Here is a 24176-nt window from a genome sequence, read left to right on the forward strand (position 1 = left end):
CGCCCCTCAGGCCCCGACGTAGAGGATGTCGGAGGTGCCGCGCTCCTGGCCCCTGCCGAGCGGGTTGTTCACGAGGTCCCCGTCGAAGACCATCGCGCTCGAGCCGCCGCCGTCGAGGTTGTAGGCGACCCGGGCCCCGCGGTCGACGAAGACCTGGGCGAACTCGCTCATCCCGATGCCGCGGCTGTAGCCGGTGGACCGGCCGTCGGCGACGATGACGAGGACGCGGTTCGTGTCGACCAGCCCGATGCCGGTGCGCGGCTGGTTGCCCTGCACCGAGTGGTTGCCGAAGTTCGTGTCGACCTCGACCGAGTCGATGCCGTCGACCACCGCGCCGCCGTCGACGAGCCCGGGACCGAACGAGAGCGTCTGCCACACACCGTCGGCGACGAGGGTCTTGGCGTTCGTCGCCGTCTCGTCGTAGAGGCGCATCGACCCGTCGCGGTACCAGGCGAGTCCCTGGCGCGCCCCCTCGTCGCGGTAGGCGACCCCGTTGCGCACGACGATCCCGTTGTCGCGGAACCCGTAGTAGTCGCCGTTGACGGCCCACACCGCGTTCACGGAGGAGGCGATGGCGCTCGGGACCTCGATGATGTTCTGCCCGAACTCGTCGTTCGCGAACGCCGAGCGGAGCACGGTGGCGTCCTTCAGCTGCAGGTCCGCGGTGAAGTAGACCAGCTGGTCGCTCCCGCTGCCGACGACCGTCTTCGAGATGTCGATCGTCGCGAGGTCGCTCGTGTACGTGGTGCCGGACACGGTGCCACCCGTCGAGGCGGTGGCGGCCGAGGCGACGCCCTGGCTCGCCTCGTAGGCGCTGGCCGAGGAGACCTCGACGTGGTCGACGACGTACCGCTCCAGCGCCCAGCCGGTGCCCGTCGCGGCGAGCGCGAACAGGCCCGCACCACCGCCGAGGAGGGCGCGGCGGCCGACGCGGCGGCGCGGGGTGTCCCCTGCCGGCGGCAGCGGGGTGCGGTCGGGGCCAGGGTGCTCGTGGGCTCGTTCATGGGACCACCGTCGAGCCGGCGCCTGTGCCGCGGCTGTCCCCTCCCGGTGGACGGCCGATGACCTCGGACGAGCAGCCGTCGTCGATCTCGTTGAGCCACAACTGCATACCCAAAGCCGCGCCACCGACCTCGCACAGTGGCCCCACAGTCGCGACGGGCTCGATGGTTCCCGACACCTTCCCCTCCGACCCAGGAGCCTCCCGTGAGCACCCTGATCGTCTACGCCGCGAACGTCGTGGCCATCTGCCTCCTCGTCTTCGCCCTCTACGTCCCCCGGCACGGCCGGCGCGACCTCGTCGTCGCCTACCTCGGCGTGAACATCGGGGTGATGGCGGTCGCGTCCGCCCTGCTCGACAGCGCCGTCGGTGCGGGCCTCGGGCTCGGGCTGTTCGGCGTCCTGTCGATCATCCGGCTGCGCTCCGAGGAGCTGGCCCAGCACGAGGTCGCCTACTACTTCGCGGCCCTGGCCCTCGGCCTGCTCAGCGGCCTCGCGGTCGGTCCGGTGTGGCTGCCCGTCGCCCTGATGGCCCTGATCGTCGGCGCCCTGTGGCTCGGCGACCACCCCCGGATGCTCCCGCGCCACCGCCGCCGGCTGGTCGTCCTCGACCACGCGTACGACGACGAGCGCGACGTGGTCACCGCCCTCGAGCAGCGCCTCGGCGCCCCCGTCATCGGCGTGAACGTCCTCAAGGTCGACCACGTCAACGACGCGACGACCGTCGACGTCCGCTTCCGGGCACCGCTCGCCTCCCCCGTCCCGACCGAGGGCTCGGACGCCCCCGTGCCGGTCCGGCGCACCACGGTGGTCGTGCCGTGAGCACCGCGGCCCTCGCCCGGTTCGACGACCTGCCGGCCATCGACCTCGACGAGCTCGTCGCGACGAGCGGCCTGCTGACCCGCGTCGACCGGAAGTACGTGCTCTCCACGGTCGAGGCGACGATGCTCACCGACCTCGCGCCGGCGGGCACCCGGGTCCTCGAGATCGACGGGCACCGCACCCTCGGCTACACGACCCGCTACCTCGACACGGAGGACCTGCTGACCTACCACCTGGCGGCCCACCGCCGTCGCCGCCGGTTCAAGGTCCGCAGCCGCCGGTACGACCTCGGCGGGGAGTCCTACCTCGAGGTCAAGACCCGTGCCCAGGACCACACGGTCAAGACCCGGCTCGAGGGCGACCACCTGTGGCACGACCGGATGGACTCCGCCGGACGGCAGTTCGTCACCGAGGCGCTCGTCGCGTCGTCCATCGACGCCGACGTCGTCCCCGACCTCGCGCCGACCCTCGACATCCGCTACGACCGCACGACGCTGCACCTCGCCGACGACGGCACCCGCGTCACGGTCGACCGGGCCCTGAGGTGGGAGCGCCCCGACGGGCTCCGGCTCGAACGACCCGACCTCGTCGTCGTCGAGACCAAGAGCCCCGGGCGGGCGTCCTCCCTCGACCGCGTCCTCTGGTCGCTCGGCCACCGTCCCCGGCGGATGAGCAAGTACGCCACCGGCCTGGCCGCGCTCGACCCCGCCCTGCCCGCCAACCGTTGGGCGCGCACCCTGCGCGACCACGTCCGTCCCTGAGGAGACCACGATGAAGCTCACCAAGGCCCGGGCCGCCGTCACGGCCGCCCTGCTCGCCGCCACCCTCGCCGGCTGCGGTGTCGCCGGAGCCGTCACCGGCGCCTCCGTCGACGACAGCAGCACGACGACCACCGCGACCGCGACCCCCGGCGCCTCCGTCGAGGCGGTGCTCGCCGCGAACCAGGAGTCGCACGCCGAGGCCGACGACGGCACGTACGACGCCTCGAGCGCCGTCACCGTGACCCTCTCCGGGTCGAGTGCGACCGCCTCCGGTGACGGGGTGAGCGTCAAGGACTCCACGGTGACGATCACCGCGCCCGGCACCTACGTGCTGACCGGGACGCTCGCCGGTCAGGTCGTCGTCGACTCATCCGTCGAGGGGAAGGTCCAGCTCGTCCTCGACGACGCGCACGTCACCTCCTCGACCGGCCCGGCCGTCTCGGTGACGGCCGCCGACGAGGTCGTTGTCGTCCTCGCCGACGGGTCGACGAACACCCTCGAGGACGGGTCCGGCTACGGGGACGGCGAGGGCGAGCCCAACGCGGCCCTCTACTCCGCCGCCGACCTGACCATCGCCGGCACCGGGTCGCTCACCGTCACCGGCAACAGCAACGACGGCATCGGCTCGCAGGACGGGCTGGTCATCCTCTCCGGCACGGTCACGGTCACCGCCGTCGACGACGCCGTCCGCGGGAAGGACTACGTGCGCGTCGAGGGCGGCATCCTCACGGCGACCGCCGGCGGCGACGCCCTGAAGTCCGACAACGCCGAGGAGGGCGACCGCGGGTACGTCGTGGTGCTCGGCGGCACCGTGAAGCTGACCGCGGGCGACGACGGCATCCAGGCCGCGACCGACGCGGCGATCGGGGGCGGCACGACGACGATCACGGCCGAGGGCGACGGCATCCACGGCGACGTCAGCGCCACGGTGGGCGGCGGCACGACGACGGTCACGAAGTCGAGCGAGGGCCTCGAGGGCAAGGTCGTCACCGTCTCCGGCGGCAGCATCGACATCACGAGCTCGGACGACGCGGTGAACGCGACCGACGGCTCCAGCTCCGGTGGGGGCATGGGTGGTGGCGGGAACTCGTCGCAGGACGGTGTCTCCGTGACGATCAGCGGCGGCACGCTCGTCGTCGACGCCGAGGGCGACGGCCTGGACTCCAACGGGTCGATGTCCATCACCGGCGGCACCATCGTCGTCAGCGGCCCGACCGCGAGCGGCAACGGCGCGCTCGACACCAACGGCGGTCTGACGATCACCGGCGGCACGCTGCTCGCGGCAGGCTCCTCCGGGATGGCCGAGGCGCCGTCGACCGACTCCGAGCAGGGCTGGGTGTCGGCGACCTTCGACTCCGGGTACGCCGAGGGCACCGTCGTGCAGGTGGTGCAGGACGGCAAGGTCATCGCGTCCTTCACCGCGAGCAAGACCTTCTCGTCGGTGGTGTTCTCGTCCTCGGCCATCACCTCGGGCGAGACCTACGAGATCTGGGTCGACGGCACGCCGTCCGGGACGGCGGTCGGCGGGCTCACGCTCGGCGGCTCCACCGACGGCGGGTCGAAGCTCGGGACGGTGACGGCCGACGTGCACACCGGCGGCCAGGGCGGCCCCGGCCACTGACCCGCTGCCCGACCCCGTCGAGAGTACGGAACACGCCGTCTGCACCACCCTGCAGGCGGCGTGTCCCGTACCTTCGACGGGTCCTCCCCCGGGGGCCCGAACGGGTCTGCCCCGCAGCCGGAGCGGCGAGTACGTTCGAGGGCATGGACGCGCACCTGCTCGGACGCCTGGCGACCGCCTACCGCGATCTGCACTCACACCCCGAGCTGTCCGGTCAGGAGGTCAGGACGGCCGGTGTCGCAGCGACCTGGCTGCGGGAGAACGGGTTCGACGTCACCGAGGGGGTCGGTGGCACCGGGGTCGTCGGGGTGCTGCGGCGCGGCGAGGGGCCCTGCGTGCTGCTCCGGGCCGACATGGACGCCCTCCCCGTGCAGGAGGCCACGGGGCTCCCCCACGCCAGCACCGTCGACGGTGTCATGCACGCCTGCGGGCACGACGTCCACGTCACCTGCCTGGTCGGTGCCGCCGCCACGCTGGCCGCCGACCCCGGCTGGTCGGGGACCCTCGTCTGCCTGTTCCAGCCCGCCGAGGAGACCGCGAGCGGCGCCCGCGCGATGGTCGCCGACCGGCTCGCCGAGCTCGTGCCCCGCCCCGACGTCGTCCTCGGGCAGCACGTGGCCCCGCTCCCGGCCGGCAGCCTGGGCCTGCGCACCGGGCCCGCGTTCGCGGCCACCGACTCGCTGCGGGTGACCCTGTGGGGCCGCGGCGGGCACGGCTCGCGACCGGAGACGACCGTGGACCCGGTCGTCATGGCCGCCGCGACCGCGCTGCGCCTCCAGGGCGTCGTGGCGCGCGAGGTCGCGGGCACCGAGACGGCCGTCCTCACCGTCGGCGCGCTCAACGCCGGCACCGCGCCGAACATCATCGCGGACCGCGCCGAGCTGCTCGTCAACATCCGCAGCTCCGACGAGGCCGTGCGGCAGCGGGTGCTCGGCGCCGTCGAGCGGATCGTCCGGGCCGAGGCGCAGGCCTCGGGCGCACCCCGGGAGCCCGGGGTCGAGCGCATCGAGTCCGCGCCGGCGGTGCTCAACGACCCGGCCGCCACCGACGTGGTGCGCCGCGCCCTCGGCGCCGTCGTGGGGGCCGCCCGGGTCGTCGAGCCAGGCCCGGTCACCGGCAGCGAGGACGTGGGCGTCATCGCCGAAGGGTTGGGGGCACCGCTGGTCTTCTGGCTGCTCGGCGGGGCCGACCCGGCGGCGTTCGCCGGGGCCGCCTCGACCGAGGACGTCGTGCGGGTGGTCGCCGGCCTGCCCTCGAACCACTCTCCGCACTTCGCCCCGGTGGAGGACCCGACGCTGGCGGTGGGGGTGCAGGCCCTCGTCGCGGCCGCCCGGGCCTGGCTGGCGCCCACCGCCTGAGGCCCCCGGCGTCAGAGGCGGGCGGCGACCTCGGTGCCCTGACGGATGGCGCGCTTGGCGTCGAGCTCGGCGGCGACGTCGGCGCCCCCGACCACGTGCACCCGGATGCCGTGCTCGGCCAGCGGCTCGGCGAGCCCCCGCACCGACTCCTGCCCGGCGCAGACGACGACCGTGTCGCAGGCGATGACGCGCCGCTCGGCACCGTCCTCGCCGAGCGTCACGTGCAGCCCCTCGTCGTCGATGCGCTCGTACGCGTGGACGCCGGTGACCTGCTCGACCCCCTTGGCGCGCAGCGAGGCCCGGTGCACCCACCCGGTCGTCTTGCCGAGCCCCCTGCCGATCGAGGTGGCCTTGCGCTGGAGCAGCACGACCTCGCGCGGGCTGGCCTCCGGCACCGGCGGCACGAGACCGCCCCGGGTCTCGGCCGGGTCGCCGACGCCCCACTCGTGGCGCCAGGCGTCCGCGTCGAGGGTCGGTGACCGGTCGGTCGTGAGGAACTCGCAGACGTCGACCCCGACACCTCCCGCGCCGATGACCGCCACGCGGCGACCGGCCGTGCGCTCGCCCCGCACGAGCTGGTCGTAGGTCATGACCATCGGGTGCTCGACGCCGGGGATGTTGGGCAGCCGCGGCGCCACGCCGGTCGCGACGACGACCTCGTCGACGCCGGCCGCGACGAGCCCGTCGACGTCGGCCCGCTCCCCCAGCCGCACGGTGACCCCGAGCACCTCGAGCCGCCGCGTGAAGTAGCGGATGGTCTCGGAGAACTCCTCCTTGCCGGGGATGCGCATCGCGATGTCGAACTGGCCGCCGAGGTGGTCGCGCGCCTCGACGAGCTCCACCTCGTGCCCGCGCTCGGCGGCGGTGACGGCAGCGGCCATCCCCGCCGGCCCTCCCCCGACGACGACGACCTTGCGGCGCACCGGGGCCCGGCCGATGACCAGCTCGATCTCGCGGCCGGCGCGGGGGTTGACCATGCAGGTCGCGGCCTTCTTGACGAAGGTGTGGTCGAGGCAGGCCTGGTTGCAGGCGATGCACGTGTTGATCTCGTCCGAGCGCCCCTCGGCGGCCTTGCGGACGAACTCCGGGTCGGCGAGGAACGGGCGGGCCATCGACACGAGGTCGGCGCCACCGGCCAGCACCGACTCGGCGACGTCGGGGGTGTTGATCCGGTTCGTGGCGACGACCGGCAACGCCACGTGCTCCTTGAGCCGGGCGGCGTAGCCGGTGAACGCGGCGCGGGGCACCGACGTGACGATGGTCGGCACGCGCGCCTCGTGCCACCCGATGCCGAGGTTGAGGATGCTCGCGCCGGCGGCCTCGACCTCGCGCGCCAGGGCCGTCACCTCGTCCCAGGTCTGGCCGTCCTCGACGAGGTCGAGCACCGAGATGCGGTAGACGAGGAGGAAGTCCGGGCCGGTGGCCTCGCGGACGGCCCGCACGACCTCGACGGCGAAGCGCCGGCGGTTCTCGGGCGTCCCGCCCCAGCGGTCCGTGCGCCGGTTCGTGCGGGGCGCGAGGAACTGGTTGAGGAGGTAGCCCTCGGAGCCCATGACCTCGACGCCGTCGTAGCCGGCCTCCTGCGCGAGCCGGGCCGCCCGGGCAAAGGCTCGCACCTGACGACGGACTCCCTTGTCGGACAACGCCCGTGGCCGGAACTTGCTGATCGGGCTCTTGACCGCCGACGGCGCCACGCACCAGGGCGTGAACGCGTACCGGCCGGCGTGCAGCAGCTGGAGGGCGATGCGGCCGCCCTCGGCGTGCACGGCCTCGGTGACGAGGCGGTGACGGGCCAGCTCGCGCCGCGAGGTCAGCTTCGAGGCGCCCGGGTACAGCGTCCCCTCGACGTTCGGCGCGAACCCACCGGTGACGATGAGCGCCGCCCCGCCCCGGGCCCGTTCGGCGAGGTAGGCGGCGAGCTTCGGGAAGTCCTTCGCGCGGTCCTCGAGCCCGGTGTGCATCGACCCCATGACGACCCGGTTGGGCAGCGTCAGGTGGCCGAGGTCGAGCGGGGCGAGCAGGTGCGGGTGGTCGCTCATCGGGCCTTCCTCGTCGGGCGCCGGTGCCCGGCGCGCTCCCGGCGAGCGGGTCGCGCCGTCAGCGGCGGCGGCGCCACCAGCGGCGCCTCGGGCGAGCCTCTCCCGAAGTTACCGGCGGGTCAACATCGGCCGCCTGTGAGGCTGCTCGCAGGGCGCGCCACCCCTCGACGAGCTCGTCGACGTCGACGGTCGGGGCGAGCAGCGGCGGCAGGTGGGACTCGGGCGGGCGCAGCCGGTCACGGCGCACCCGGCGGTTGAAGTCCTCGAGGACGGCGCGCACCGACTCCTCGGTGCGCAGGTCGGCGAGGCTCTCGGGGAAGGTCGCCGCCTCCTTGCGCAGCGCGACGGCCGGCGGGAGCGCCCCGGTGAAGTCCAGCTGCTCGCGCTCGACGAGCTGGCGGACCCACCACATCGGGTCGTCGGTGTTCTCGACGCGCAGCGGCTTGCCGGCCCCGGGCAGGTCGTCGAACTCGCCGCGCTCCTGGGCCTCGCGGATCGCCCGCTCGACGGGCGACTCGTAGCGGGGACGCTCCACCATGCCCTCAGTCTCACCCGAAGGTGTCGTGCACAGGCCGATCGGAGCTCAGTCGGCGAGGAAGGAGAGCAGGTCGGCCCGGGTGAGGACCCCGACCGGCTTGCCGTCCTCGACGACGAGCACGGCGTCCGAGCCCTCGAGCTCGTGGCGGGCCGTGGAGACCGGCTCGCCGGCGCCGACGAGCGGCAGCCCCGGACCCATGTGCTTCTCGACCGGGTCGGCGAGGTGGGCCGCGCCGGTGAAGAGCGCCTCGAGCAGCTCGCGCTCGGACACCGAGCCGGCGACCTCGCCGGACACGACGGGCGGCTCGGCCTTGACGACGGGCATCTGCGAGACCCCGTACTCGCGGAGGATCTCGATGGCGTCGCGCAGCGTCTCGTTCGGGTGCGTGTGCACGAGCGCCGGGAGGTCGCCGGCCTTGGCGTGCAGGACGTCGCCGACCGAGCGCTCGCCCTGGGCCTTCATGAACCCGTACGAGGCCATCCAGTCGTCGTTGAAGATCTTCGAGAGGTAGCCGCGCCCGGAGTCGGGCAAGAGGACGACGACGACCGCGTCGTCGGGCAGCTCGCGGGCCACGCGCAGCGCCGCGACGACGGCCATGCCACAGGAGCCGCCGACGAGCAGGCCCTCCTCACGGGCCAGCCGACGGGTCATCTCGAAGGAGTCGGCGTCCGAGACGGCCTCGACCCGGTCGACCTGGTCGGGGTCGTAGGCGCTGGGCCAGAAGTCCTCACCGACGCCCTCGACGAGGTACGGGCGGCCGGTGCCGCCGCTGTAGACCGACCCCTCGGGGTCGGCGGCGACGACCTGCACGCGCCCGCCCTCGCGGTCGGCGCTCACCTCGCGCAGGTAGCGGCCCGCACCCGAGATGGTGCCCCCGGTGCCGGCGCCGGTGACGAAGTGCGTGATGCGGCCGTCGGTGTCGTCCCAGATCTCCGGTCCGGTCGTCTCGTAGTGCGAGAGAGGGCCGTTGGGGTTGGAGTACTGGTCGGGCTTCCACGCCTTGGGGGTGTCGCGGACCAGCCGGTCGGACGTCGAGTAGTAGGAGTCCGGGTGGTCGGGCGCGACGGCCGTCGGGCAGACGACGACCTCGGCGCCGTAGGCCCGCAGCACGTTGCGCTTGTCCTCGGAGACCTTGTCCGGGCAGACGAAGATGCACGTGTAGCCCTTGCGCTGGGCCACGAGGGCCAGCCCGACGCCGGTGTTGCCGGAGGTCGGCTCGACGATGACGCCGCCGGGCTGCAGCTCGCCGGAGGCCTCGGCCGCCTCGACCATCTTCAGCGCGATGCGGTCCTTCACCGACCCGCCCGGGTTGAGGTACTCGACCTTGGCCAGGACGGTGGCCCCGATGCCCTCGGTGACGGAGTTCAGCTTGACGAGGGGGGTGTGCCCCACGAGGTCGGCGATGTGCTCGGCGTACTTCACGCGCGCCATCCTGTCACGTCCGGCGGGACCGTCCGCCCCGGGCGCGGGCCCGTCAGCGGGCGAGGCGGGCGGTGAAGCGCCCGGCGTCGACGACGACCCGCCCGACCGTGCCACGGCCCACCACGGAGCCGTCCGGGGTGGTGGCCACGACGTCGAACGCCAGTCGGCGACCGTCGACGCGGGCCAGCTCGGCGCGCACCGTGACGACGTCGGCGACGGCGCTCGCCGCGAGGTGCTCGAGGACGACCCGGGTGCCGACGCTCGTCGCGCCCTCGTCGAGCGCACCCTCGAGCGCCGCGACGGTGGCCGCCTCGGCCCAGGCGAGCAGCCGGGGCGTGCCGAGCACGGGAGGTCGCCCGACCCGAGGGCGGCGGCGGTGTCGTCGGCGGTCACGGTGCGCGCGACCTCGGCCGAACGTCCCGGGCGCAGGTCCATCCGGCCAGCGTAGGTGGGTGCCGTGCGAATCCGGAGCCGGGCGTCGGTGCACGGCGTTACCGTGGACGTCCGACCCGAGGAGGAGGAGCCACCACCGATGGGACGCGCACGCCGGGCCCGCAGGATCGCCGCCACCGCCGCATACGGCGGCGGCGGTGTCGCCGCGGCCGGAGCCGCCCTCGGGGCGCTGGGCTACGGGGTCATCAAGGCCGAGGCCGCCTTGGCCCGCCGGGTCATCGGTACCCCCTTCGACAACTCCCCCGACGACAACGGCACGTACGGCGCCGGGCGGGGCGAGCCGTGGGAGGTCGTCGTCATCGGAGACTCCTCCGCCGCCGGGATGGGTGCCGACCACCCGCACGAGACGGTCGGGGCGATCGTCGCGAACGGCGTGGCCGCACTCACCGGGCGGCCGGTGCGCCTCACGAACCGGGCCGTCGTCGGCGCCGAGTCCAGCGACCTCGAGCGCCAGCTGGCCAACGCCCTCGAGGACGTCATGCGCCCCGACGTCGTCCTCGTGATGGTCGGCGCCAACGACGTCACCCATCGCATCGAGCGCACGGCCGCCGTGCGACACCTCGAGCAGACCGTGCGGCGCATCCGGGCCCTCGGCAGCGAGGTCGTCGTCGGCACCTGCCCCGACCTCGGCACCATCGAGCCCATCCAGCAGCCGCTGCGCTCGCTCATGAAGCGCTGGTCGCGCGACCTCGCCGCGGCCCAGACCGTCGCCGTCGTCGAGTCCGGCGGGCGCACCGTCTCGCTCGGCGACCTGCTCGGGCCCGAGTTCGCCGAGTCGCCCCGCGAGATGTTCAGCCGCGACCAGTTCCACCCCTCGGCGGCGGGGTACGCCCGGGCCGCCGCCGCCCTGCTCCCCAGCGTCTGCGCCGCCCTGCGCGTGTGGGGCGCCGACACCCACGACCGCGCCCCCGAACCGCGGCGCGGCGAGGGCGTCGGGCCGGTGGCCGTCGCCGCGGGCCAGGCCGTCCGCGAGGCCGGCACCGAGGTCGCGCCCACCGAGATCGCCGGCCAGGACCGCGGTCCCCGCGGGCGCTGGGCCGTGCTGCTGCGCCGGCGGCCCGGGCCCGTCGGCCCGGCCGCCAACCCCGTCGACGACGCGCCGGCCGACGGCGCGGGGCCTCCGGCGACGAGCACCGCACCCCGACGGGCTGAGGCCCGGCGGGTCCGGGCGGGCCGGAGGGCTCAGGCCTCGGGGACGACCGCGTCGACCTCGACCTCGACGAGCCAGCGGGCGTCGAGCAGGCCGGCGACGAGCACCATCGTGCTCGCGGGCCGGATGTCGCCGAAGATCTCGCCGTGCACCGCGGAGACCGCGTCGACGACGTCGAGGTCGGTGACGAAGTGCCGGGTGCGGATGACGTCCTCGGGCGTGCCGCCGAGCTCGGCGAGCGCCCCGAGCGCGATCTCCCAGCAGCGCCGGGCCTGCTCGCCGGGGTCCTTGGGGACCTGCCCGCCCGGTCCGATCGGTGCCGTGCCGGAGACGGCGACGTGCTGGCCGACGCGGACCGCGCGGGCGAACCCGACCGACCCCTCGTACGGCGACCCTGACGATGCCCGGCTGCGCGTGGTGTCCATGAGGTCATCCTGTCCCTGTCGGGCGCGCGGCACGACCCCTCGCGGACCGCGACCCGGGCCGTGCGGGCGAGACACAGCCCACAGGGGGCAGGAGGTTCCCAGCACCCGGGCGAGCGCCTAGGCTGGCAGATCCCGCGGTGAGCGCTCGCTTACCGCGGCCGGGCGGCGCGGGGCGCCGTCCACCGACCACCGCCAGGAGGACCCCGTGACCGAGGCCGTCATCGTCGCCACCGCCCGCACCCCGATCGGCCGGGCCTTCAAGGGCTCGCTGCGCGAGATGCGTCCGGACGACCTGTCGGTGCAGGTCGTGCGCGGGCTGCTCGAGCAGCTGCCCGGCGTCGACCCCACGACCGTCGACGACCTGTACTGGGGCTGCGCCGACCCCAGCGGCAAGGCCGGCAACAACATGGCCCGCGTCATCGCCGTTCTCGCCGGGCTCGACGGGCTGCCGGCCGCGACGGTGAACCGGTTCTGCGCCAGCTCGACCCAGACGATGCGGATGGCCTTCCACGCGATCAAGGCCGGCGAGGGCGACACCTTCGTCGTCGGCGGCGTCGAGTCGGTCTCGACCAACGCCGCCTTCCGCGGCGCCGGCGAGTCCGACCCCGAGGCGCTCAACCCCCTCTTCGCCGACGCGGCGGCGCGCTCGGCCGCGATGGCCGCGGCGAACGAGACGTGGTCGGACCCGCGTGAGTCCGGGTCGCTGCCCGACGTCTACCTCGCGATGGGGCAGACCGCCGAGAACGTCGCGACGCTGCGCGGCATCTCGCGCCAGCGCCAGGACGAGTGGGGCGTCACGAGCCAGAACCGCGCCGAGAAGGCCATCGCGAACGGCTTCTTCGAGCGCGAGATCCTCCCGGTCACCCTCGGCGACGGCACCGTGGTCTCGCGCGACGACGGGCCCCGGGCGGGGGTCACGCTCGAGGCGGTGCAGGGCCTGCAGCCGGTGTTCCGCGAGGGCGGCACGGTCACGGCCGGCAACTGCTGCCCGCTCAACGACGGCGCGTCCGGCGTCGTCGTCATGAGCGACACCCGGGCCCGCGAGCTCGGGCTGACGCCGCTGGCCCGCATCGTCTCGACCGGGGTGTCCGGGTTGTCGCCGGAGATCATGGGCCTCGGCCCGGTCGAGGCCTCGCGGCAGGCCCTGTCGCGCGCCGGCCTGGGCATCGGCGACATCGACCTCTACGAGATCAACGAGGCCTTCGCGGCGCAGGTGCTGCCCAGCGCCGACGACCTCGGGATGGACCTCGAGAAGCTCAACGTCAACGGCGGGGCCATCGCGCTGGGGCACCCGTTCGGGTCGACCGGCACGCGCATCATGACGACGCTGCTGGGCGGCCTCGAGGAGCGCGACGGCACCTTCGGCCTCGAGACGATGTGCGTCGGCGGCGGCCAGGGCATGGCCATCGTCGTCGAGCGCCTCGCCTGACGCCCCCGCACCACGACTGATTGCCCAGAACCCACCTCGGAGGCGGCTCCAGACCCCCTCTCAGGTGGGTTCTGGGCAATCAGTGGGTCAGGGGAGGGCGCGGCGGAGGGCGGTCAGCTGCTCGGTGAGCGCCGGGCCGTCGACGGCGCCGGTGGCGCAGGCGTCCCAGACGACGACGGCCAGCTGGTCGACCAGGGCTGCCGGGCCGAGGTCGGGCACCGGGGTGTCGGGGGCCGTGCGGGCGGCGAGGGCCTCGACGACCTCCCGGACGGCGGGGGCGGCTGCCTCGGCGCGGGCCAGCGGCAGCTCGGACCAGCGCCGGCGGATGCGCTCGAGCTCGCCCCGGGCCGCCTCGGGCACCGGGTCGACAGACGGCGGCGCCGGGGCGGGTTCCCCCGCCCCGGCGCCGGCCGGTCGTGCGTCGGTCACTCGCGCATGCGCGCGATCAAGCGCAGGAACTCGATGTAGAGCCACACGAGCGTGACGATGATGCCGTGGGCCAGCAGCCACGAGTACTTCTGCGGCGCACCGGTGGCGATGGCCCGGTCGACCATGTCGAAGTCGAGGGCCAGGGAGACCGACGCGAGGCCGACCGCGAACAGCGAGATGCCGATGCCGAGCCAGCCCGAGCCGCCGAACCCGAACGCGGTGTTCGTGACCATCGCGAAGACGAAGTTGACGACGGCGAAGATGGCGTAGCCGAAGATCATCATCGTGACGATGCGCCGGAACTTCGGGGTGACCTTGATGAGCCCGACCTTGTAGGCGAGGAACATCCCGACGAAGGTCGCGAGCGTCGCGAGGACGGCCTGCGCCACGATGCCCCGGTACATCTGCTCGAAGAACTGGCTGACGGCCCCGACGAAGAGGCCCTCGACGACGGCGTACCCGACGATGAGCGGCACGCTGAGCGTCTTCTTGAAGGCGATGACCAGGCCGAGGATGAGCGTGGCGATCATCCCGCCGATCCAGACCCCGAGACCGAGCACCTGGTCGTAGGCCGCGATGCCCCACCCGACGGCGCCGAAGCCGACGACGAGCGCGAAGAGGCCGAGCGTCTTCATGACGACGTCGTCCATGGTCAGGACCCGGTCGGTGCCCGGGCGCAGGGCCGACGGCGCGGAGTACATCTCCTGCAGCTGCTCGGCGCTCATCTCGGCGGGCGGCACCGGGGCGGGCGCGTTGCCACCGCGGAAGCCCGCGTAGCCACCGCGGGCGTCCTTCTCGAGTCGGTTGAAGGCCGGGTTGTTGGCCATCGATCCTCCGTGCTGGTCGTGGCGGTGGGGGTCACCGTCGTCTACACCAGCGTAGACGTTCGGCGATCTTCCTGAGTTCCCGCTGAGAGCCCCTGTGGACGGCCGCCGGCCCGCGACGCGCGACACCTGGTCGGCGAGTCCCGTGGCCTCGCTGCTGGCGCGGGAACAGGGGTGATCACCCCCCGTTCGCCGCCACTGGCGCGCCCCCGACGGGGCGCCACCGCTCTCACTCCGTTCGGATGCCTCCCGACTCCCCTCGGGTGCGCTGGCGCGCCCCCGACGGGAACCGTCGGCCTCACTGCGTTCGGCCTCCTCCCGACTCCCCTCGGGTGCGCTGGCGCGCCCCCGACGGGAACCGTCGGCCTCACTGCGTTCGGCCTCCTCCCGACTCCCCTCGGGTGCGCTGGCGCGCCCCCGACGGGAGTCGAACCCGCACCTGTGGCGATTTTAAGTCGCCTGCCTCTGCCGGTTGGGCCACGGGGGCGCGCCCACGGTAGCGCGCCCCTGCGCCGCTCCGGCTCAGCCCACCGAGGGGGTCGCCGTCGGGACCGGGCTGCTCGCCATCGACGCCGACGGCGAGGGGCTCGGCGACGGGGAGGCAGCACCCGAGGCGGTCGGCGCCGGAGCACCGGGCAACGGCGAGAGCGTCAGCGGCGGGGTCCATCCGGTGCCGGAGCCCGCCCAGGGGTCACGGTCTCCGACGACGAGCGGGAAGACGTCGGTGGCGACGTCCGCCGAGCCGTCCGGACGCAGCGGCACCTCGTCGTCGCCGTTGACCGCTCCGGGGTCCACGAACAGACCGCGGCCGTCCTCGGTGAGGATCCGCGCCCCCTCGACCCGGTTCCCGGCCGCGTCGTAGACGTAGAGGTCACTGACCTGCGAGCCGTCGAGCGAGATCCCCGGAGGGTTCCAGCCGTCGACAGGGCCGTCGGCCGGCTCGTCGAGGGCCGACACGAGACTCGGGAACAGGAGGAGGGCCGCCAGCACGTTGGCGAGGGTCACGGCCACGCCCACCCCGGTTCCCCGAGGAGGACGGGCGAGCGCCCGACCGAGGGCGAACGACGCCGCAGCCGAGAGAACCGGCAGCATCCACAGTGCCGTGCCGAGCACGACGGCCAGGGCCCATCCCAGGACCAGACCGCGCGCCACCCACCACACCGGGCGAAGGTCCCTGAGCCACGGCCAGCGCGCCACCGCATCGACCCCGGCCGTCCGCACGGCCGCGGACAGCTCGCCGAACCACCCCGGCGACGACGCCCCCTCCACCGTGGCCGTTCGCGGCGGGAGCCCTGCGGCAGAACGCAGCTCGGCCGCGTACTCCTCGGGCTCACCGAGCAGGTCACCGAGCCGGACGTCGCCCTCGGCCGCGCGCTCGGCGAGGTCGGCCTCCATCCCGAAGGTCAGCTCCTCGACGTCGTCGGCGGGCAGGTCGGCCAGCCAGGCCCGCACCGCCCCGATCTACGCGCGCACGTCCTCGGTGCGCTGCTCGGTCGTCGCGGCGCTCATGACGCCGCCCCCGCCCCGGTGAGCAGTCCGTCCATCGTGGCGACGAACCCGCCCCACGTCTTCGCCTGTGTCTCGAGCACGTGCCGTCCCTCCGGGTTGATGCCGTAGTACTTGCGATGGGGCCCCTCGTCGGAGGGCACCACGTACGAGGTGAGCGCCCCGGCCGCGTAGAGCCGGCGCAGCGTGCCGTAGACCGACGCGTCGCCGACCTCCTCGAGCCCGGCGTCGCGCAGCCGCCGGACGATGTCGTAGCCGTAGCCGTCCTCGCCCGCGACGACCGCGAGCACCGCGAGGTCGAGGACCCCCTTGACCAGCTGGGTGCCGTCCATCGCCACCTCCCTTTCCTGTGGACCGCACAGTACTACGCACTCCGCAGTACCGTGCAGACGATGGCACCGGCGTGTCGTCCGACCCGGCGCCTAGGGTGGACGGATGCACCGCAGCCGCATCGGCGTCGTCCTCGTCGACCATCCCGCAGAGCACTACGACGCGGCCGCGGCCTTCTGGGCGGCGACCACCGGCACGCCCCGGGCCGCCGACGCGACCGTCGCCGACGACGACCCCTACGAGTCGCTCGTCGACCAGCCGGGGGGCGTGAAGCTCGAGCTCCAGCGCACCGGGCCGGGCACCGCGCCGCGCGTCCACCTCGACGTGGAGACCGACGACGTCGGGGCCGAGGTGGCCCGGCTCGTCGCCCTCGGCGCCACCGTCACCACGCAGCACGAGGGGTGGGCGGTGCTCGCCGATCCCGGGGGATGGCCTTCTGCGTCGTGCCGGTGCAGACCGGTGAGGACTTCGCGACGCACGCGAGCACCTGGCCCTGAGGCGTCAGGCCTTCTCCGCCACCGCGACCCGGCCGGTGCGCAGCGAACCGGTCGACCCGTCCGGGAGGTCCAGCCCCGCGGCGAGCTCGAGCAGCGACCGGTCCGCGAGGACGCGGTACCTGCACGGGGCCAGCCACGTGGCGAGTTCGTCGGGCCGCAGCAGGGTGCGCCACGGCTCGCCGGCCAGCGGGTCGGGCTGCCGGGCCACCCGGTGGGCGACTCGCGCCACCCTCCGCATGACGCTCATGACCGCCGACCGGGACTGGTACTGCACGACGAGCCGGCTGCCGGGGGCCGAGAGCACCGCGAGCTGCACGAGGGTCGAGATCGCGGCGACGCGGGTGAGGTAGGGCACGACGCCCTCCCACACCCAGGTCGTCGGACGGGTGTCGTCGAGGCCGGCCGCGAGAAGGGCGTCGGCGAGCGGGTCCTCGGCGAGGTCGACGGCGACCGGCACCACGCGCCCGGCCACCGGCTCGAGGCCGCGGAGCCGGCGCTGCTTGTCGGCCCGGGACGCCGGGTGGTCGACCTCGAAGACGGTCGCCCCGGCGAGCTCGGGCATCCGCCAGGCCCGGGAGTCGAGTCCGGCGCCGAGCACCACGACCTGCGCCGCACCGTGCGCGCGCACCGCGTCGTCGATGGCCACGGTGCGCGGCACCATGGTGGCCCCGGTGTGCCGCAGCATCTCCTCGGCCATCCCCAGGGCGAGCCCTCGGCCCGCCCGGCCCGGACCCGCTCGACGACCTCGCGCTCGTCGGGGTCGAGGAGCCGGACCGCCACCGGGTCGGAGAACCGGCCGACCCCGAGCCGCCCGTCGGCGACGGCGCGCCCCTCGCACACGAGGACGGCCGTCGAGCTGGCCCGGCGCGCGGTCAGGGCCCGTCGGCCACCGAGAGGGCGATGCCGTCGAGGATGTCGTGCTCGCTCGTGACGACGCGGACCGCGCCGGAGCGCACCGCCACGCGGCCGAGCACCTCGTGCCACACGAGCGCCCCCGCGCCGATGACGTCGACCCGGCCGGGGTGCATGTACGGCAGCGCCGCCCGCTCCGCGCGCGACATCCCGAGCAGCGCCCGGCACGACGCGCGGTGGGCGTCGAGCGACACCTCGGCGAGGTGGATCGCGTCGCGGTCGTAGCGGCCGAGGCCGAGGGCGTGCGCCGTCACGGTCGTGATGCTGCCCGCGAGCCCGACGACGGTGCCGAGCCCGGCGAGGTCGACGACCTCCTCGGCGGAGTCGAGGGCCAGCGCGACGTCGGCACGGGCCGCGACGACCTCGTCGTCGGTCGGCGGGTCGCCGGCCAGGTGCCGCTCGGTCATCCGCACGCAGCCGACGTCGACGGAGCGGCCGGCCTCGACGTCGTCGGTGCCGCGGACCAGCTCGGTGGAGCCGCCGCCGAGGTCGACGACGAGGTACGGACCCGGCACCCCGAGCCGGCGCAGGTCGCCGGTGGCGCCGGTGAACGACAGGCGGGCCTCGACCTCGCCGGCCACGACCTCGGGCGCGACGTCGAGGTCGCCGAAGGCCTCGCGGACCCCGGCGACGAACTCGTCGGCGTTGCGGGCGTCGCGGGAGGCCGACGTGGCGACGAAGCGCACCGCCTCGACCTCCAGCTCGCGGCAGCGGGCGGCGTACTCGCGGCTCATGGCCAGCGTGCGCTGCATCGCCTCGGGGGCGATGACGCCGGTGCGGTCGATGCCCTGGCCGAGCCGCACGACCTCGGTGCGCCGGTCGACGTCGGTGAGCAGGCCGTCATCGCCGACGTCGGCGACGAGCAGGCGGATGGAGTTCGTGCCGCAGTCGACGGCTCCGACCCGACGGGTCACGAGCCCTCTCCCGCAAGAGTTTCCGAGCAGGGCGCGCGGTCCCACCACGGCCCGAGCATCGCGAGCGCCTCGTCGCCGAGCGGGTTGACCCCGGGCCCGGAGGCGAGCGAGTGGGCGACGAGGACGTGGAGGCACTTGACCCGGGTGGGCATCCCCCCGGCGGAGGTGCCGGCGATCTCGGGGACGTCGCCGAGCTCGGCACGGCGCGCGAGGTAGTCGGCGTGGGCGCCCTCGTAGGCGGTGCGCAGCCCGGGGTCGGCCTCGAGCCGGTCGGTCATCTCCTTCATGACCCCCTGGCTCTCGAGCGTCGAGAGGGCGCCGGTGAGGCGGGGACAGGTGGCGTAGAACGAGGTCGGGAACGGCGTGCCGTCGGGCAGGCGCGGCTCGGTGCGCACGACGTCGGGCTCGCCACACCGGCAGCGGTGGGCGACCTCGACGACCCCACGGGCCTCGCGCCCGAGCTGGCGGGAGACGGCGTCGAGGTCCTCCGGCGCGACGGGCGGGAGGTCGGCGGCAGCGCTCACCGCTGGGCCCCGGGTGCGTCGGCGGTGCGCACCGACTGCCACACCGTCGAGTACCAGGGCAGGGTCGAGGCGGGCTCGTCGGCGCCGGGGCCGGCGATCGTCGGGGTGTCGGGGGACGCGGGCTGCGGGTCGAGGACGGTGTACGAGCGCTCGCCCGGGCGGACGAACTTCAGCCGCTGGCGGGCCTGCTGCTCGACGTAGGCCGGGTCGTTCCAGCGCTCACGCTCGGCGCGCAGGCCGGCGACGTCGGCCTCCTGGGAGGCGACCTTCTCGCGCAGCGCCGCGATCTGCCCGCGCTGGTGCACCCACGCGGCGACCGACGAGGCGAGCAGCACGGTGATGAAGACACCGATGGCGGCGAGCACCACCCCGCGGCGCAGCACCCGGTTGGACGCGGCACCCCCGACGCGCCCGCGCCATCCGGACGGGGCCCGCCGGACGACCTTGGCCGTGGTGGTGGAGGTCGTCGAGGGGCGGGGGGCCGCCGAGGCCGAGCGCGCCGCGGAGGGGGTCGTGGGCCGGGTGGCGGCCCGGCCCGTGCCGCGGGCGGTCGTGCCCTTCGTGACCTTCCCGGCGGTGCCGGAGGCGGTGGCGCGGGACGCGGCCGACGGGCGTGCCGCGGACCCGCGCCGCGGTGGTCGCGACGCGGGTCCGGTGCTGCGGCTCGTGGCCATCGGATGCTCCCCCGGATGCTCTCGGCTCAGCCGCGACCGGCGGTGAACCGGGGGAACGCGCCGGCGCCGGCGTAGACCGCGGCGTCGTCGAGCTCCTCCTCGATGCGGAGCAGCTGGTTGTACTTCGCGACGCGCTCGGAGCGGGCCGGGGCGCCGGTCTTGATCTGGCCGCAGTTCGTGGCGACGGCGAGGTCGGCGATGGTGACGTCCTCGGTCTCGCCCGAGCGGTGGCTCATCATGCAGCGGTAGCCGTTGCGGTGGGCCAGGTCGACGGCGTCGAGGGTCTCGGTGAGCGAGCCGATCTGGTTGACCTTGACGAGCAGCGCGTTCGCGGTGCCCGTCTCGATGCCGCGGGCGAGGCGCTCGGGGTTCGTGACGAAGAGGTCGTCGCCGACGATCTGTACCTGGGCGCCGAGCCGGTCGGTCATCGCCTTCCAGCCGTCCCAGTCGGACTCGTCGAGGGGGTCCTCGATGGACACCAGCGGGTAGGAGGCGACGAGGTCGGCGTAGTAGTCGATCATCTCGGCCGAGGTCTTGGACCCGCCCTCGAAGGAGTACGAGCCGTCGTCGTGGAACTCGGAGGCGGCGACGTCGAGGGCGAGCGCGATCTGCTCGCCCGGGGTGTAGCCGGCGCGCCCGATGGCCTCGAGGATGAGGTCGAGCGCGGCCCGGTTCGACTCGAGGTTCGGGGCGAAGCCGCCCTCGTCGCCGAGGCCGGTGGCCAGGCCCTTCTCCTTGAGGACGGACTTGAGCTCGTGGTAGACCTCCGCGCCCCAGCGCAGGGCCTCGCGGAAGGACTCGGCGCCGATCGGCGCGATCATGAACTCCTGGATGTCGACGTTGGAGTCGGCGTGGCTGCCGCCGTTGAGGATGTTCATCATCGGCACCGGCAGGACGTGCGCGTTCGGCCCGCCGACGTAGCGGAAGAGCGGCAGGTCGGCGGAGTCGGCGGCGGCGCGGGCCACAGCGAGGCTGACACCGAGGATGGCGTTGGCGCCGACCTTCTCCTTGTTGGCGCTGCCGTCGATGGCGAGCATCTCGGCGTCGACGAGGCGCTGCTCGGAGGCCTCGAAGCCGAGGAGCTTGGGGCCGAGCTCGTCGATGACGGCGTCGACGGCCTTTTCGACGCCCTTGCCGCCGTAGCGGCCCTTGTCTCCGTCGCGGCGCTCAACGGCCTCGAACGCGCCCGTGGACGCGCCGCTCGGGACCGCCGCGCGGGCGACCGTGCCGTCGTCGAGGGCGACCTCGACCTCGACCGTGGGGTTGCCGCGCGAGTCGAGGATCTCGCGCGCGCCTACTGCCTCGATGCTGGCCACATCGGCTCCTGGAACTGGGGGTGGAAGGGTTCGCCCCCGAGCCTAGACCCGGTGGCCGGGCCTGCCCGCGACCGACCCGCACCCCGGACGCCCGGGCTCGGCGGGCTCGGCGGGCGAGCCGGACGGGTGTGCACGAGCCCGGTGCAGCAGGCTGGGCGTCACGAACCCGGCTCGGCGTCCGGAACGCCGCTCAGGCCGCGACGGTGAGGCCCGGCCGATGAGACCGGCAGCGTCGTGGAGGTCGACCTGGGTGCGCACCTCGACGCCGAGCGGCTCCAGCAGCAGCCGGGTCCGGGACTCCCCGGGCGACTCCGCGTGGTGGTCGGCCCGGTCCACCGCGGCCCGGGCGTGGGCGACGCCGTGGCCGGTGCTCGGATGACCGAGCGCGGCGCGGAGGTCGGAGCGGGTGCACCGGCCCTCGTGCAGCGCGGCGTCCATCGGGACGACGCCGGCCTCGACGCCGTCGCGGGCGGCGACCTGGGCGCAGGCGACGGCCGGCGGCAGCGCCCTGGGGTCTGCGGAGCGCAGGTGACGGTCGTCGCGGGCCAGCCGGTGGACGTGCACCCCGGGGCGCACCTTGGCCGTGCCGACCTCTGCCGCGACGTCGACCGAGGCGAGCGCGATGCCGTGCATCGGCAGTCCGTGGAGGACCAGGGCCGCGTGGTGCGAGGCCACCCAGCCCGGGTGCGCGGCCAACACACCGACGACGGTCAGCCGGTACCGCTCCCACGGAGGCGCCGCGTCCCAGACCGCGCCGGCCGCGTAGAGCCCTCGTCGGACGCGACGCAGCTCGCCGGCGGACACCGCACGCCGCAGGTCGTCGGCGGACAGGCCGGCCCGGACGGCGGCCGCGGTGTCGAGGACGCCCTGTCCGCCGTCGAGGATCCGTCGCAGGTCGGGGAGCACGTGACCCAGCCTGCCGGTGCCGGTCTGGGCCACCGCGGCGTTGTCCACAGGGCTCCCGCCCGAGCCGGATCGACGAGCGCGAGCCTGCTGCAGCGGGCTCGGGCGCGCCGAGGCGGCGCGGTGGGCCTCAGCGCAGGGCGGCGAGGGCGACGGCGATGGCGGTGCCGACGCGGGCGTTGTTGCGCACGAGCGCGAGGTTGGTCTCGAGCGAGCGCCCGTCGGACAGCTCGACGAGCCGTCCGAGCAGGTAGGGCGTGATGTCCTTGCCGACGACACCGCGTGCGTCGGCGTCGGCCAGGGCCTGCGCGATGACGCCGTCGATGTCCTCGCGCGCCATCTCGTCCTCGACCGGGACCGGGTTGGCGATGGAGATGCCGGCGCCGAGCCCGAGGTCGAGCTGGGCCGCGACGAGCCGGGCCGCCTCCTCCGGGGTGTCGACCCGCATGGGGACGGCCACGCCCGAGGAGCGCGAGAAGAAGGACGGGAAGTCGTCGGTGCCGTAGCCGACGACCGGCACCTCGAGGGTCTCGAGGGCCTCGAGCGTGCGGGCGATGTCGAGGATGGACTTGACCCCGGCGCTGATGACGGCGACCGGCGTCCGCGAGAGCTCGGTGAGGTCGGCCGAGACGTCCATCGAGCTCTCGGCGCCGCGGTGCACCCCGCCGAGCCCGCCGGTGACGAACACGCTGATGCCCGCGAGCGCGGCGATCCGCATCGTGCTCGCGACCGTGGTGGCCCCGTGAACCCCGGTGGCGACGACGTGTGCCATGTCGCGGACGCTCACCTTGCGGATGGCGGTGTCGGCGCCGAACATCTCCAGCTCGTCGTCGGTGAGGCCGACGGTGGGCCGGCCGTGGAGGATGGCCACGGTCGCCGGCACCGCTCCGCCGTCGCGGACGATCTGCTCGACCTCCCGGGCCATCCCGACGTTCTGCGGGTAGGGCATCCCGTGGCTGATGATCGTCGACTCGAGGGCGACGACCGGCCGGCCCTCGGCGAGGGCGTCGCGCACCTCGGGGGCGACGGCGAGCATCGGGTGCGGGGTGGCCGGGGCGGCGGTGGTCATGCGGAGAGCTCCTCGGTGGGTGGCTGGTCGGGGGTGAGGTGGGCGGCGACGAGCGCCGGCGTGAGGTCGGCCCGGACGGTCTCGGCCGACGCGACGGTCAGGGCCGCGAGGACCTGGCCGAAGCGGGCGGCCTCGACGACGGTGCTGCCGGCGAGCAGGGAGTGCACGTACCCCGCGGTCATCGCGTCGCCGGCGCCGGTGACGTCCTCGACGGTGGTCGGCGGGGCGCTCACGAGGTACACGCGGCGCTCCGGCGCGGGGTCGCCGGCGGACGGGCGGGGGGCGACGGACAGCAGGCTGCCGCGCGTGCCCCGGCGGACCCAGACGTGCTCGACGCCCCGGTCGTGCAGGACCGCGGCGGCCTCGGCCACGCCCTCGACCTCGGGGTCGACGGGGTGGCCGACGAGCGCGGACAGCTCGTCGGTGTTCGGCGTGACGGTGTGCACCGGGACGCTGCCGTCGAACACCCCGGCGGCCTCGGTGGCCTTGGCGACCGACACCGGCTCGAAGATCCCCGGCACCCCGGCCTCGGCCGCGGCGGCGAGGACCCAGCGGACCACGGTCGGGCTGACGTTGGCGTCGACGACGACGGCGTCGGCCCCCTCGAGCAGCGACGGGACGACGCCCAGCTCGCCGACGGTCAGCTCGTCGGTGGCGCGCATGTCGGCGACGGCGACGAGCAGGTCGCCCTCGTCGTCGAGCACCGCGGCGTACGTGCCGGTGGGGTAGGTCGAGGTGACGAGATGGCGGCAGTCGACGCCGGCCGCCTCGGTGCGCGCCGCGACGGTGCGCCCGGCGAGGTCGTCACCGACCGCGGCCACGAGGACCGTCGGGCTGCCGAGCCGGGCGAGGTTCTCGGCGATGTTGCGCCCCACGCCCCCGACCGCCGACGTCGAGACGCCGGGGTTGCTCGAGCCGATGACCGGCCGCACCGAGATCCGCATCTTGGCGTCGAGGACCGCTCCCCGACGACGAGGACCGACTGCGCCTCGGGCCGCACGAGGTAGCCGCGTCCGAGGAGGACGCCCTTGCGGGTGAGGTTGCTCAGGTGGACCGAGACGGCGGCGCGGGTGGAGCCGAGGCGCTCGGCGAGCGCGGAGGCGTCGAGCAGCGGCTCGGCGCGCAGCAGGGCGACGATCTCGCGCTCCCTCGCCGTCAGACTCACATTGCAGACGTTAAGGGATCTTGCACATCCAAAGCAAGTATCGGACAACGCGGGCCCTCATGGACCCCTCGAGATCTGGCAACACGCAGGCGCACG

Annotated in this window: 23 protein-coding genes, 1 tRNA gene and 3 pseudogenes; 7 read left to right on the top strand and 20 right to left on the bottom strand. The window is 74.6% G+C overall.

The genetic code is table 11. The annotated features are described in order from the left end of the window. Positions 1-6: 6 nt before the first annotated feature. Positions 7-963: a phosphodiester glycosidase family protein gene (locus G7075_RS11970; RefSeq protein ID WP_205860729.1), complete on the bottom strand. Its 957-nt coding sequence runs from the start codon at positions 961-963 to the stop codon at positions 7-9. A 243-nt stretch (positions 964-1206) separates the two neighbouring features. Between G7075_RS11970 and G7075_RS11975 the strand changes: the two genes are divergently transcribed. The 4 genes from G7075_RS11975 to G7075_RS11990 all read left to right on the top strand — a co-directional run bounded on the left by G7075_RS11975 (position 1207) and on the right by G7075_RS11990 (position 5561). Then, positions 1207-1821, top strand: coding sequence for a DUF4956 domain-containing protein (locus tag G7075_RS11975; RefSeq protein WP_166122059.1), 615 nt, complete (start codon positions 1207-1209; stop codon positions 1819-1821). Further along, positions 1818-2582 (top strand): VTC domain-containing protein, encoded by a 765-nt coding sequence (locus tag G7075_RS11980; protein WP_240917574.1) that lies wholly within the window; start codon positions 1818-1820, stop codon positions 2580-2582. The genes G7075_RS11975 and G7075_RS11980 overlap by 4 nt, the downstream gene beginning before the upstream one ends. A 10-nt stretch (positions 2583-2592) precedes the next feature. Further along, on the top strand, positions 2593-4203 hold the full coding sequence (locus tag G7075_RS11985) for a carbohydrate-binding domain-containing protein (RefSeq protein WP_166122061.1): 1611 nt from the start codon (positions 2593-2595) through the stop codon (positions 4201-4203). Positions 4204-4346: 143 nt separating this feature from the next. Then, on the top strand, positions 4347-5561 hold the full coding sequence (locus G7075_RS11990) for an amidohydrolase (RefSeq protein WP_166122063.1): 1215 nt from the start codon (positions 4347-4349) through the stop codon (positions 5559-5561). A gap of 11 nt (positions 5562-5572) precedes the next feature. On the opposite strand, the gene G7075_RS11995 is transcribed toward G7075_RS11990, so the two are convergent. Genes G7075_RS11995 through G7075_RS12010 form a run of 4 tightly spaced genes read right to left on the bottom strand, consistent with a single transcriptional unit; the run spans position 5573 to position 9906 of the window. Beyond that, entirely contained in the window at positions 5573-7600 is a 2028-nt protein-coding gene (locus tag G7075_RS11995; RefSeq protein WP_166122065.1) for an NADPH-dependent 2,4-dienoyl-CoA reductase, read from the bottom strand. A gap of 58 nt (positions 7601-7658) precedes the next feature. Continuing rightward, positions 7659-8138: a DUF1992 domain-containing protein gene (locus G7075_RS12000; RefSeq protein ID WP_166122067.1), complete on the bottom strand. Its 480-nt coding sequence runs from the start codon at positions 8136-8138 to the stop codon at positions 7659-7661. 45 nt (positions 8139-8183) lie between these two features. After that, complete coding sequence (locus tag G7075_RS12005; RefSeq protein WP_166122069.1) at positions 8184-9560, bottom strand: cystathionine beta-synthase; 1377 nt, start codon at positions 9558-9560, stop codon at positions 8184-8186. Positions 9561-9612: 52 nt separating this feature from the next. Next, positions 9613-9906, bottom strand: a complete 294-nt coding sequence (locus tag G7075_RS12010) for a thioesterase family protein (protein ID WP_240917575.1) — start codon at positions 9904-9906, stop codon at positions 9613-9615. A gap of 429 nt (positions 9907-10335) precedes the next feature. Between G7075_RS12010 and G7075_RS22830 the strand changes: the two are divergent. Beyond that, a pseudogene (locus G7075_RS22830) lies at positions 10336-10800 on the top strand (SGNH/GDSL hydrolase family protein); the annotation flags it as partial. Positions 10801-11195: 395 nt separating this feature from the next. Here G7075_RS22830 and G7075_RS12020 read toward each other — a convergent pair. Then, complete coding sequence (locus G7075_RS12020; RefSeq protein ID WP_166124362.1) at positions 11196-11588, bottom strand: RidA family protein; 393 nt, start codon at positions 11586-11588, stop codon at positions 11196-11198. A 205-nt stretch (positions 11589-11793) separates the two neighbouring features. On the opposite strand from G7075_RS12020, the gene G7075_RS12025 reads away from it, so the two are divergent. After that, positions 11794-13017 (top strand): acetyl-CoA C-acetyltransferase, encoded by a 1224-nt coding sequence (locus G7075_RS12025; RefSeq protein WP_166122071.1) that lies wholly within the window; start codon positions 11794-11796, stop codon positions 13015-13017. A gap of 87 nt (positions 13018-13104) precedes the next feature. Here G7075_RS12025 and G7075_RS12030 read toward each other — a convergent pair whose 3' ends face one another. The 5 genes from G7075_RS12030 to G7075_RS12050 form a co-directional block, all read right to left on the bottom strand. Further along, positions 13105-13446 carry a hypothetical protein gene (locus G7075_RS12030; protein WP_166122072.1) on the bottom strand — a complete coding sequence of 114 codons (342 nt, stop codon included), beginning with the start codon at positions 13444-13446 and terminating at the stop codon, positions 13105-13107. After that, positions 13443-14273, bottom strand: a complete 831-nt coding sequence (locus tag G7075_RS12035; RefSeq protein WP_166122074.1) for a Bax inhibitor-1/YccA family protein — start codon at positions 14271-14273, stop codon at positions 13443-13445. Before G7075_RS12035 ends, G7075_RS12030 begins: the two co-directional genes overlap by 4 nt. Before the next feature lie 409 nt (positions 14274-14682). Continuing rightward, a tRNA-Leu gene (locus G7075_RS12040) sits at positions 14683-14757 on the bottom strand. A 35-nt stretch (positions 14758-14792) separates the two neighbouring features. Then, positions 14793-15722 carry a hypothetical protein gene (locus tag G7075_RS12045; protein WP_166122076.1) on the bottom strand — a complete coding sequence of 310 codons (930 nt, stop codon included), beginning with the start codon at positions 15720-15722 and terminating at the stop codon, positions 14793-14795. A 53-nt stretch (positions 15723-15775) separates the two neighbouring features. Continuing rightward, positions 15776-16108 carry a PadR family transcriptional regulator gene (locus G7075_RS12050; protein WP_166122078.1) on the bottom strand — a complete coding sequence of 111 codons (333 nt, stop codon included), beginning with the start codon at positions 16106-16108 and terminating at the stop codon, positions 15776-15778. Positions 16109-16211: 103 nt separating this feature from the next. Between G7075_RS12050 and G7075_RS22835 the strand changes: the two are divergent. Further along, positions 16212-16523: pseudogene (locus G7075_RS22835) on the top strand (VOC family protein); the annotation flags it as partial. An 84-nt stretch (positions 16524-16607) separates the two neighbouring features. On the opposite strand, the gene G7075_RS12060 reads toward G7075_RS22835, so the two are convergent. From G7075_RS12060 to G7075_RS22840, 9 genes and pseudogenes are all read right to left on the bottom strand, one after another. Beyond that, positions 16608-17300, bottom strand: coding sequence for an SAM-dependent methyltransferase (locus tag G7075_RS12060; RefSeq protein WP_166122080.1), 693 nt, complete (start codon positions 17298-17300; stop codon positions 16608-16610). 175 nt (positions 17301-17475) lie between these two features. Further along, positions 17476-18429 carry a Ppx/GppA phosphatase family protein gene (locus G7075_RS12065; protein WP_240917576.1) on the bottom strand — a complete coding sequence of 318 codons (954 nt, stop codon included), beginning with the start codon at positions 18427-18429 and terminating at the stop codon, positions 17476-17478. Next, a complete protein-coding gene (locus G7075_RS12070) occupies positions 18426-18953 on the bottom strand; it encodes a DUF501 domain-containing protein (RefSeq protein WP_205860487.1) in 528 nt (175 codons plus the stop codon). Before G7075_RS12070 ends, G7075_RS12065 begins: the two co-directional genes overlap by 4 nt. Beyond that, positions 18950-19627: a septum formation initiator family protein gene (locus G7075_RS12075; RefSeq protein WP_166122084.1), complete on the bottom strand. Its 678-nt coding sequence runs from the start codon at positions 19625-19627 to the stop codon at positions 18950-18952. The genes G7075_RS12070 and G7075_RS12075 overlap by 4 nt, the downstream gene beginning before the upstream one ends. A gap of 26 nt (positions 19628-19653) precedes the next feature. Further along, positions 19654-20943 carry a phosphopyruvate hydratase gene (gene eno, locus G7075_RS12080; RefSeq protein ID WP_166122086.1) on the bottom strand — a complete coding sequence of 430 codons (1290 nt, stop codon included), beginning with the start codon at positions 20941-20943 and terminating at the stop codon, positions 19654-19656. A 42-nt stretch (positions 20944-20985) separates the two neighbouring features. Beyond that, entirely contained in the window at positions 20986-21849 is an 864-nt protein-coding gene (locus tag G7075_RS12085; protein ID WP_166122088.1) for a type IV toxin-antitoxin system AbiEi family antitoxin domain-containing protein, read from the bottom strand. Between the two features lie 127 nt (positions 21850-21976). Beyond that, on the bottom strand, positions 21977-22915 hold the full coding sequence (locus tag G7075_RS12090) for a pseudouridine-5'-phosphate glycosidase (RefSeq protein WP_166122090.1): 939 nt from the start codon (positions 22913-22915) through the stop codon (positions 21977-21979). Beyond that, positions 22912-23859, bottom strand: a complete 948-nt coding sequence (locus G7075_RS12095) for a carbohydrate kinase family protein (protein ID WP_240917577.1) — start codon at positions 23857-23859, stop codon at positions 22912-22914. Before G7075_RS12095 ends, G7075_RS12090 begins: the two co-directional genes overlap by 4 nt. Before the next feature lie 137 nt (positions 23860-23996). Beyond that, positions 23997-24080, bottom strand: a pseudogene (locus G7075_RS22840) (hypothetical protein); the annotation flags it as partial. Positions 24081-24176 lie beyond the last annotated feature (96 nt).

It is taken from the genome of Phycicoccus sp. HDW14 (genome assembly GCF_011383005.1).
GTDB lineage: Bacteria > Actinomycetota > Actinomycetes > Actinomycetales > Dermatophilaceae > Phycicoccus.